Source organism: Pseudomonas sp. 43NM1 (assembly GCF_002836905.1).
GTDB lineage: Bacteria > Pseudomonadota > Gammaproteobacteria > Pseudomonadales > Pseudomonadaceae > Aquipseudomonas > Aquipseudomonas prosekii.
On sequence record NZ_MKGS01000039.1, the window covers coordinates 1 to 10,100 of the forward strand.

The window sequence follows — 10,100 nt, forward strand, 5'->3', positions numbered from 1 at the left end:
GATGCGCGCTACCCGTCGAGCGTGCGCGTGCGCGACCTGCACTTGATCGAACAAACCCTGCAACGGCTCCAGCCGCCGACGTGGCCGGAAAACGTATTGGGCAGCGTCGACAAACCCTTGGCCGCCAAGGGCCGAACGCTGTTCACCGAGAACTGCGCCAGTTGCCATGTGCCACGGGTGAAGACGATTAACGGGCGCGATGTGCAGCAACTGCATCTGTTGCCGGTCGCCGCCATCGGCACCGACCCCACCGCTGCCGACAACATTGCCGACCATCGTTTCGACCTGAGCGCGCTGCAATGGGACCCGGCAGAACTCGCGCAACTTGATGTGCAATTGCACCCCAAACCCAGCGAGCCGCTGGACTTGAGCAAACTTTCGGTGGCCAAGGGGTTGGCGTATGTCACCGCTTTCGTCGAGAACCGCGCTTACCGCGATGCCGGCGTCACCGCGGCAGAACGTCCGGAGTTGGACGGTTTCGGCCTGCCCATCGGCGTCCAGGAACTGCGCGCCTACAAGGCCCGGCCGCTGGCAGGCGTGTGGGCGACGGCGCCGTTTCTGCACAACGGTTCAGTGCCGAGCCTGTATCAATTGCTCTCGCCGCAGGATGAGCGCGCGAGCAGCTTCTATAAAGGTACGTTCGAGTACGACCCGAAACACTTGGGTTATCGCACGCAAGCGTTCAGCGACGGTTTCCTGTTCGACACGCGCATCACCGGCAATCACAACAGCGGCCATGAATTCCGCGCCGGCAAGCGTGGCAACGGCGTTATTGGCCGTTTACTGCAACCGGAGGAACGTTGGGCGCTGCTCGAATACCTGAAAGTGCTGGGCGGTCCGCTGGAAGCGCAACTGCCAGAAACTGTCGCCATTCAAAAGGACTGAATAATGCTGATCACCCTTTGGCTGCGCCTCGGCGCCTTCCTCGGAAAATTGCTGCTGTGGTTGCTGGGGCTGGGATTGCTTGGCTGGGCGCTGGCCACCGCGTGGTTTGCCTGGCAGCACAGCGGCGCGGTGTCTGCTGAAGAGCAGATCCCCAGCGGTGAAGCGGCGATGACTCAGGACATCATTCAGACCGCCGTGCGCATCGTCGATCAGCACCGCGAAAGCACGCGCTACCTGCGCGATGCTCACGCCAAAGCGCATGGCTGCGTGAAAGCCGAGGTTCAGGTGTTGCCGCAGCTGTCGGCGGATTTGCGTCAAGGTGTGTTCAGTGAGCCGGGCAAAACCTGGCAAGCGACGGTGCGTTTGTCCAATGGCAACGCGTATCCGCAATTCGACAGCATTCGTGATGCGCGGGGCATGGCGATCAAGTTGCTCGACGTGCCGGGCAAGCAATTAATGGCGGATCAGGCTGGGCGTGGCGAGCAGGATTTCGTCATGTTCAGTCACCCGAATTTCTTTGTCAGCGATGTCGCCGAGTACCGTCAGAACGTGGCCGCACAGGCTGACGGCAAGAAGGTCATGGCGTTCTTTCCCGGTTGGGATCCGCGCACCTGGCAGGTTCGGCATTTGTTTATCGCGCTAGCGACGCTGTCCCCGGCGCCGGACAGCCCGACGCAGACTACGTACTTTTCGGTTTCGCCCTACAAATTTGGTCAGGGTAGTGCCAAGTTTCGCGTGATGCCGGACCCGGCCAGTTGCCCTGCTTACACCTTGCCGAAGCAAAATCAGGCGTTGCCGAACTTTCTGCGCAATGCGTTGAATCAGCAGTTGTCGACGGATCGAGTGCCAGCGTGTTTTGTTCTGCAGATTCAGCGGCAGAATGCGGCCAAGTACATGCCGATCGAGGACACGAGTGTGGAATGGCGGGAAACTGATGCGCCATTCGAGACGGTGGCGAAGATCAGTCTGCCGGCGCAGGATTTCGACACGCCGGCGCTGAATCTGCAGTGCGATAACCAGTCGTTCAACCCATGGTTCGGCGTGGAAGCGCATCGGCCGATTGGTGGGATCAATCGGCTGCGAAAAGCGGTGTACGAAGCGGTCAGCGATTACCGGCATAGCCGTAATGCCGAGCAGCAGTAGACACACCCCTTCCTTGTAGCAGCTGGCGCAGCCTGCGTTCGGCTGCGTTCGGCTGCGCAGCAGTCGTGAATCGGGCGCCGCGCGGGGTCAGGCAGAATTCGTTCGCAGGTTTTGCGACTGCTTCGCAGCCGAACGCAGGCTTCGCCAGCTGCTACAGGTTTGCGGGGCGACTTGCCATTCCCTGTTCAACAGAAAGCCCATTCAGCCCAAAACCCGTAAAACCCAAACCCGTAAAAAAAACCCCAGACAGCAAAAAGCCCGCATTAAGCGGGCTTTCTGTGTGGTGACCTGGCGTTCAGCGTTCCAGGTTACCGAATATGGCGCAGCGGACGGGACTCGAACCCGCGACCCCCGGCGTGACAGGCCGGTATTCTAACCGACTGAACTACCGCTGCGCGTAGCGTTGAAAGTGGTGGGTGATGACGGGATCGAACCGCCGACATTCTGCTTGTAAGGCAGACGCTCTCCCAGCTGAGCTAATCACCCTTTACCTTCGTTGCGGGGCGCATTATGCCACAAGTTTTCGTAACGTGTTGATTTAATTGAATAATTTTTCAAATAAATCCGAAAACCAGTGAAACGACGCATCCCGCGGGAACAACAGACAAACAACAGACAGAAAAAAACCCGCGTGAGCGGGCTTTTCCGTGGTGACCTGGCGTTCAGCATTCCAGGTTACCGAATATGGCGCAGCGGACGGGACTCGAACCCGCGACCCCCGGCGTGACAGGCCGGTATTCTAACCGACTGAACTACCGCTGCGCGTAACACTAAGAACGAATGGTGGGTGATGACGGGATCGAACCGCCGACATTCTGCTTGTAAGGCAGACGCTCTCCCAGCTGAGCTAATCACCCTTCGTTTCGGTGTGGCGCGCATTCTACGGAGCACCCCCACCTCTGGCAAGCACTTTTTTAATTAATTTTCCGAGGCCTTCCAAAGGCTTAGAGAAGGGTTGGCCTATGGCGCCGCGAAGAGAATAATGCCCCCCTTTGTATAAAGGAGAGACTCGCCCCATGTGGTTCAAAAACCTGCTTATCTATCGCCTGACCCAAGATCTGCCTTTTGATGCCGAGGCGTTGGAAACTGCACTGGCGACCAAACTGGCGCGTCCATGTGCAAGCCAGGAGTTGACCACCTACGGTTTCGTCGCGCCATTCGGCAAGGGCGAAGATGCTCCGCTGGCGCACGTCAGTGGCGACTTCCTGTTGATCGCTGCACGTAAAGAAGAACGCATTCTGCCGGGCAGCGTCGTGCGCGACGCGGTCAAGGAAAAGGTCGAAGAGATCGAAGCCACGCAAATGCGCAAGGTCTATAAAAAGGAACGCGACCAGATCAAGGATGAAATCATCCTCGAATTCCTCCCGCGTGCCTTTATTCGTCGCTCGTCGACCTTCGCTGCGATTGCGCCGAAACAAGGCCTGATCCTGGTCAACTCCGCCAGCCCGAAACGTGCCGAAGACTTGTTGTCGACGTTGCGTGAAGTGGTCGGCTCGCTGCCGGTGCGTCCGTTGACCGTGAAAATGGCCCCGACCGCCACCATGACTGACTGGGTCAAGACTCAGAAAGCCGCGGACGACTTCTTTGTATTGGACGAGTGCGAACTGCGCGACACCCACGAAGACGGCGGCATCGTGCGTTGCAAACGTCAGGACCTGACCAGCGAAGAAATCCAGCTGCACTTGAGCACCGGCAAAGTGGTGACGCAGCTGTCGCTGGCATGGCAGGACAAGTTGTCGTTCATGCTCGACGACAAAATGACCGTCAAGCGCCTGAAGTTCGAAGACCTGTTGCAGGATCAAGCGGAACAGGACGGCGGCGAAGAGGCCCTGGGCCAACTCGATGCCAGCTTCACCCTGATGATGCTGACCTTCGGCGACTTCCTGCCGGCGCTGGTTGAAGCGCTGGGCGGCGAAGAAACCCCACAAGGTATCTAAAACCTGGTGACATCCAACCTGTAGGAGTGAGCCTGCTCGCGATGAGGGACTGACATTCAACACACCTGTTGACTGAACATCCGCTATCGCGAGCAGGCTCACTCCTACATTTGGTTTTGTGCTGCTACTAAATAAAAAAGGATCGGGCCATGCGCGCACTCGCCGCTTTAAGCCGCTTCGTCGGCAACACTTTCGCTTACTGGGTGCTGATTTTCGCCGTTCTGGCATTCCTGCAACCGGCGTGGTTCATCGGCCTGAAAGGCGCCATCGTGCCGCTGCTGGGGCTGGTGATGTTCGGCATGGGCCTGACCCTCAAACTTGAAGACTTCGCCGAAGTCGCCCGCCATCCGTGGCGCGTGGCGTTGGGCGTGGTCGCACATTTCGTGATCATGCCCGGTATGGCGTGGTTGCTTTGCCAGGTGTTTCACCTGCCGCCGGAAATCGCCGTCGGAGTGATTCTGGTTGGCTGCTGCCCAAGCGGCACTTCGTCGAACGTGATGACCTGGCTGGCGCGCGGCGACCTGGCGTTGTCGGTGGCCATCGCCGCCGTCACCACCCTCCTCGCCCCGCTGCTGACACCGGCGCTGATCTGGCTGCTGGCCTCGGCGTGGTTGCCGGTTTCGTTCATGGAACTGTTCTGGTCGATCCTGCAAGTGGTGCTGTTGCCGATCATCCTCGGCGTCGTCGCGCAGCGGATCCTCGGCGACAAGGTTCGCCACGCCGTGGAAGTGTTGCCGCTGGTGTCGGTGGTCAGCATTGTGATCATTGTCGCGGCAGTGGTCGCGGCCAGTCAGGCGAAAATCGCCGAGTCCGGGCTGTTGATCATGGCGGTGGTGATGCTGCACAACAGCTTCGGTTACTTGCTCGGCTACTTCACCGGGCGCCTGTTCAAACTGCCGCTGCCACAGCGTAAATCGCTGGCTCTGGAAGTCGGCATGCAGAACTCGGGGTTGGGCGCCGCGCTGGCCAGCGCGCACTTCTCGCCACTGGCGGCGGTGCCGAGCGCGCTGTTCAGTGTGTGGCACAACATTTCCGGGGCGTTGCTCTCGACTTATTTCCGCCGCATGAGCGAGAAAGAAGATCGCGAAACCGCTGCGCGGCAAGCCACCGAGTAAGCGTCGAACTTGATCCCCGGATTAATGCTGGGCACTATTGCCCGACGCGAGGACGACCTTGCGACTCGATTGAGTCATTAATCTGGGGACGACCCCGTCAATCGATGGAGGTCTCGCATGTCCTGGATCATTCTGTTTTTCGCTGGCCTGTTTGAAGTCGGCTGGGCCGTTGGCCTGAAATACACCGACGGCTTCAGCCGCCCTCTCCCTACCGTATTGACCGTTGGCGCCATGGTGATCAGCCTGGGTTTGCTCGGTCTCGCCGTGAAGGAATTGCCGCTGGGCACCGCCTACGCGATCTGGACTGGCGTCGGCGCGGTGGGCACAGTAATCGCCGGGATCATTCTGTTTGGCGAATCCATGGCGTTGTTTCGGTTGGCCAGCGTGGCGCTGATTATCGCCGGGTTGGTTGGGCTGAAGATTAGCGCCTAGCCATTAGATGGCCTTCGCGGGCAAGCCTCGCTCCTACAGGTTCGCGCATCAGTCGCGAACAAACCCGTACCTGTAGGAGCGAGGCTTGCCCGCGAAGAGTCCATCCAATTCACCCACTACCTGACGCTGCCGCGCAACTCCCCCACCAACACCTGCAGTTTCGCCGGCTCAGCCAATTCCACCGCCACTGCCGGCCCCGCCACGATCGTTACCCGCGACCACAACCGACGAAACAGCCCTTTGCCCGGATCGCGACTGAAGAAACTCCCCCACAACCCTTGCAACGCCAGCGGAATCACCGGCACCGGCGTCTCTTCGAGAATCCGCGTCAGCCCGCCACGGAATTCATTGATCTCGCCGTCAGCGGTCAACTTGCCTTCGGGGAAGATGCACACCAGCTCGCCATCCTTCAGATATTGGGCGATGCGCGTGAAGGCCTTTTCGTAAATCTGGATGTCTTCGTTGCGCCCGGCGATAGGAATAGTCCCGGCGGTGCGAAAGATAAAGTTCAGCACCGGCAAGTTGTAGATTTTGTAATACATCACAAAGCGAATCGGCCTACGCACCGCGCCGCCAATCAGCAGCGCATCCACGAACGAAACGTGGTTGCACACCAGCAGCGCCGCGCCTTCATCGGGGATCAGATCGAGATTGCGGTGCTCGACGCGGTACATGGAATGGCTGAGCAGCCAGATCATGAAACGCATGCTGAACTCGGGAACGATGCTGAAGATGTAGGCGTTGACGCCGATGTTCAGCACCGACACCACCAGAAACAGCTGCGGGATCGACAGTTTGACCATGCTCAACAGGACGATCGAGACAATCGCCGACACCACCATAAACAGCGCATTGAGAATGTTGTTTGCGGCAATTACCCGCGCGCGTTCGTTCTCGGCGGTGCGCGACTGGATCAGCGCGTACAGCGGCACGATGTAGAAACCACCGAAAACCCCGAGCCCGAGGATGTCGATCAGCACCAGCCAGGTGTGGCCGAAACCGAGGACTTCGAGCCAGCCGTGGCCGGTGACGCTGTCGGGAATTCCGCCGGAATGCCACCACAACAGCAGCCCAAACACGGTCAGGCCAAACGAGCCGAACGGCACCAGACCGATCTCGACTTTGCGCCCGGAGAGCTTCTCGCAAAGCATCGAACCGAGGGCGATGCCGACCGAGAACACGGTGAGAATCAGCGTCACCACGGTTTCGTCGCCGTGCATCCACTCCTTGGCGTAGGCCGGGATTTGCGTCAGGTAAATCGCCCCGACAAACCAGAACCATGAATTGCCGACAATCGAACGCGACACCGCAGGCGTCTGCCCCAGACCGAGCTTCAGCGTGGCCCATGACTGGGTAAAAATATTCCAGTTGAGGCGCATTTCCGGCGACGCGGCTGCGGCGCGCGGAATGCTGCGGCTAGCGAGGTAACCAAGCACCGCGATGCCGATGATCGCCGTCGACACAATAGGCGCGTAGTGCCCCGACGACATCATGATCCCGGCGCCGATGGTCCCGGCCAGAATCGCCAGGAACGTGCCCATTTCCACCAGACCGTTGCCGCCGACCAGCTCTTCTTCATGCAGCGCTTGCGGCAGGATCGAGTATTTCACCGGCCCGAACAGCGCCGAGTGAGTGCCCATGGCAAACAGCGCCACCAGCATCAGCGACAGGTGATCAAACATGAAACCGACCGCGCCGACCGCCATGATCGCGATTTCGCCGAGCTTGATCAGCCGGATCAGCGCGTCCTTGGCGAATTTCTCGCCGAACTGCCCGGCCAGCGCCGAGAACAGAAAAAACGGCAGGATAAACAGCAGCGCGCACAAATTGACCCAGATCGAACGGTCACCGTCGATGGTCAATTTGTACAGAATGGCGAGGATCAGTGACTGCTTGAAGATGTTGTCGTTGAACGCCCCAAGGGACTGTGTCACGAAAAACGGCAGGAAACGCCGGGTGCGAAGCAGGCTGAATTGTGAGGGATGACTCATCTTCCGTGTGTCCCTGATGTTGGCTAAAGAGTGGCGATGCAGGCTGTTATTGGAATACCGCACGCCGATCCAGGCCACACATTACCTAAACTTTGCCGGTTATTGCTTTAATCCTGCAATGCACGGCGAGACAAACAGCTCGCCGCGCCACGCGCCTTGCACGGTGCGCTTGCCGACGATCAGCCACATCACCGCCAACAACCCGACCAACGCGCAGCCAAACACACTGAAAAACGTCAGGTTAAGCGTGCTCGCCAGTCGCAGCGTCGCCAGCGAATACACGCCCAACGGGAAGGTAAAACCCCACCAGCCAAGGTTGAACGGGATGCCGGCGCGCAGGTAACGGGCGGTGATCAGCAGCGCAATCAGCATCCACCACAGCCCAAAACCCCACAACGTGATCCCCGCGACCAGCCCCAGCCCTTCGGCGATTTCGCCAATGCCTGGCAAACCGTTGGCAGCGAAGATCGCCGGGGCATCGGCGCCGAGCAGCAACATGCCGAGCGCGCCGGTGCCGATTGGGCCGAGTGCCAGCCAACTCGACGCTGCCATGCTTTCGTGCGGGAGTTTATGCAGGGCCATGCGCAGTAACAGGATTGTCAGAATGCTGAACGCGACGGGTAGGGAAAATGCCCACAGTACGTAGCTCGTCACCAGCACCACCAGTTGCGAATGCGCCTCGGCGAGGTGCGGCGCCAGCAGCCCACCGCTGGCCGCTGCAACTTCTGCGGCGACCACTGGCAACAGCCAAACTGCCGTCATCTGGTCGATGCTGTGTTCCTGGCGGGTGAACATCATGTACGGAATCAACACGCCGCAGGCCAGCGACATCGCCACGTCCAGCCACCACAGCACTTCGGCGACAGCAATCACGCCATCGCCCCAACGCGGCAAACCGAACAGCAGGCAGCCATTGATGATGGTCGCCAAACCCATCGGGATTGTGCCGAAAAACATCGAAACCGTGGAGTGGCCGAAAATCCGCCGCGCTTCATCAAAGAACAGCACCCAGCGTGCGGCGTACACAGCGCTGAACAACACGAACAGCGCAATGTTGAACAGCCACAGACCTTCGGCGACCACGTGCAGCGCGGGATTGGCACCCGGCAATTGCGCCAGCGCCAAGGCGAGCACGCCGGTGCCCATGGTCGCGGCGAACCAGTTCGGGGTGAACTGGCGGATCGCTTCCAAGGGACGCGGCAAATGGCTGAAAGGTTTGAAGCTGGGCTTGCTGGCCTTGGAGCAATCAGTTCTGGGGCTGATAGTTTCGGGGCAAATAGTATCGGGGCGATTCATGGCGAACTCCTGTCCTCTGATGAGGTAGAGCCCATGATAGAAGCCAATCGAATATCTATATAACGGGGAATATCTCTAACTGTTATCTGCTTTACAGATAAGTAGCGCAGATATGCAGTGCAGATACAGGTCAGACGCTGCCCTCGGTTTCGATCACCAGAATCCGCGCCGCGCCCAGTGGATGCGCAACATGCTCGGTACCGACCGAGGCGTAGAAAATATCGCCGACATCGAGCAACGTCTGCTGCTCCACGCCCTCCTCGCGATAATGCATGCGCACCTGGCCATCAAGCACCACGAACACTTCTTCGCCATCGTTGACGTGCCATTTGTACGGCTGATCAGTCCAGTGCAAACGCGTGGTGATGCCGTTCATGTTGGCGATGTCCAGCGCGCCCCAGGCACGCTCGGCGGTGAAGGATTTGCTGCGGATGATTTTCATGGGCCGGTCCGTCGAATAGTGGCGAGAGGCTAGGAATTGTGGCGAGGCCAAGGCTAGCGATCATTGACCGTTGGCGCCACAGACTTTCAGCGAACGCTCGCGCAGCAACGCCAGCAGCGCGCCGACGGCCAGGATGATCAGCACCGCGCCATAACCATCGGTGGTGGCGATCAGGCCGAAGCTGCGGGTCAGGCTCCCGGCGAGCAAGGACGGCAAGCAAAACGCCAGATAACTCAGCACGTAAAACGCCGACATCAAACCCGCCCGTTCATGCGGCAAGGCGAGTGGGACGAGGCTGCGCACGGCGCCGAGGAAACCTGCGCCAAATCCGCAACCGGCAAGCAATGTGCCGATGAAAAACAGCACGAGGCTGGCGCTGTGCACGGCGATCAGGATCAGCGCCACCCCGGCCGGCAGCAAACTGGCGCCGAGGCGCAGCACTTTGTCCGCCGGATGATTGCGCAAGGTGTAGATCATCAGCGCACCGGTCACGGTCAGCGCGGCGACGGTGGCGCCGCCGATCAGGTTCGACGTCGAGCCCGTCGCCGTTTGCACCAGCGAGGGCGCCAACGAGGCGAAGAATCCGCCGAGCGCCCAGACCGCAGTGTTGATGGGCAGCACCGACCACAAAGTCCGCCGCACTTGCACCGGCACATGCAAGGTCGGACGCAGCGACGCCCACGCACCCGGCAGGCGGCTGACGCTTTCCGGCAGGCGCCAGACGTACAGCGCTTGCAGCGCAAACAACCCGAACAGCAGCCAAAACGTCAGTTGCAACGGCAACGGCGCAAACTCGGCGAGCAAGCCGCAACCCATCGCGCCGACGGCCATACCCAGCAAAGGCGCCACGCTGTTGACC

At 59.8% G+C, this 10,100-nt stretch carries 9 protein-coding genes and 4 tRNA genes; 5 read left to right on the plus strand and 8 right to left on the minus strand.

Annotated features, from left to right (window positions below; translation table 11 throughout):
- Both BI292_RS06010 and BI292_RS06015 read left to right on the plus strand, forming a co-directional pair.
- On the plus strand, positions 1-885 hold an 885-nt coding region (locus BI292_RS06010; RefSeq protein WP_157831214.1), incomplete at its 5' end, for a di-heme-cytochrome C peroxidase.
- Between the two features lie 3 nt (positions 886-888).
- Positions 889-2,028: a catalase family protein gene (locus BI292_RS06015; protein ID WP_101207302.1), complete on the plus strand. Its 1,140-nt coding sequence runs from the start codon at positions 889-891 to the stop codon at positions 2,026-2,028.
- A 318-nt stretch (positions 2,029-2,346) separates the two neighbouring features.
- Here the strand turns inward: BI292_RS06015 and BI292_RS06020 are convergent.
- From BI292_RS06020 to BI292_RS06035, 4 genes are all read right to left on the minus strand, one after another.
- A tRNA-Asp gene (locus BI292_RS06020) sits at positions 2,347-2,423 on the minus strand.
- Between the two features lie 15 nt (positions 2,424-2,438).
- A tRNA-Val gene (locus tag BI292_RS06025) sits at positions 2,439-2,514 on the minus strand.
- Between the two features lie 199 nt (positions 2,515-2,713).
- Positions 2,714-2,790, minus strand: a tRNA-Asp gene (locus BI292_RS06030).
- A gap of 19 nt (positions 2,791-2,809) precedes the next feature.
- A tRNA-Val gene (locus BI292_RS06035) sits at positions 2,810-2,885 on the minus strand.
- A gap of 159 nt (positions 2,886-3,044) precedes the next feature.
- Here BI292_RS06035 and rdgC point away from each other — a divergent pair.
- The 3 genes from rdgC to sugE all read left to right on the plus strand — a co-directional run bounded on the left by rdgC (position 3,045) and on the right by sugE (position 5,512).
- Positions 3,045-3,965 carry a recombination-associated protein RdgC gene (gene rdgC / locus BI292_RS06040; RefSeq protein ID WP_092271223.1) on the plus strand — a complete coding sequence of 307 codons (921 nt, stop codon included), beginning with the start codon at positions 3,045-3,047 and terminating at the stop codon, positions 3,963-3,965.
- Positions 3,966-4,114: 149 nt separating this feature from the next.
- A complete protein-coding gene (locus BI292_RS06045) occupies positions 4,115-5,080 on the plus strand; it encodes a bile acid:sodium symporter family protein (protein ID WP_092271226.1) in 966 nt (321 codons plus the stop codon).
- A 117-nt stretch (positions 5,081-5,197) separates the two neighbouring features.
- On the plus strand, positions 5,198-5,512 hold the full coding sequence (gene sugE / locus BI292_RS06050; RefSeq protein WP_101207303.1) for a quaternary ammonium compound efflux SMR transporter SugE: 315 nt from the start codon (positions 5,198-5,200) through the stop codon (positions 5,510-5,512).
- A 116-nt stretch (positions 5,513-5,628) separates the two neighbouring features.
- Here sugE and BI292_RS06055 read toward each other — a convergent pair whose 3' ends face one another.
- The 4 genes from BI292_RS06055 to BI292_RS06070 form a co-directional block, all read right to left on the minus strand.
- Positions 5,629-7,503, minus strand: coding sequence for an MFS transporter (locus BI292_RS06055; protein WP_101207304.1), 1,875 nt, complete (start codon positions 7,501-7,503; stop codon positions 5,629-5,631).
- 99 nt (positions 7,504-7,602) lie between these two features.
- On the minus strand, positions 7,603-8,799 hold the full coding sequence (locus tag BI292_RS06060) for a TDT family transporter (protein ID WP_101207305.1): 1,197 nt from the start codon (positions 8,797-8,799) through the stop codon (positions 7,603-7,605).
- Between the two features lie 130 nt (positions 8,800-8,929).
- On the minus strand, positions 8,930-9,241 hold the full coding sequence (locus BI292_RS06065) for a cupin domain-containing protein (protein WP_092271235.1): 312 nt from the start codon (positions 9,239-9,241) through the stop codon (positions 8,930-8,932).
- 60 nt (positions 9,242-9,301) lie between these two features.
- Positions 9,302-10,100: MFS transporter (locus BI292_RS06070; protein ID WP_101207306.1), on the minus strand; the 799-nt coding region annotated here is incomplete at its 5' end.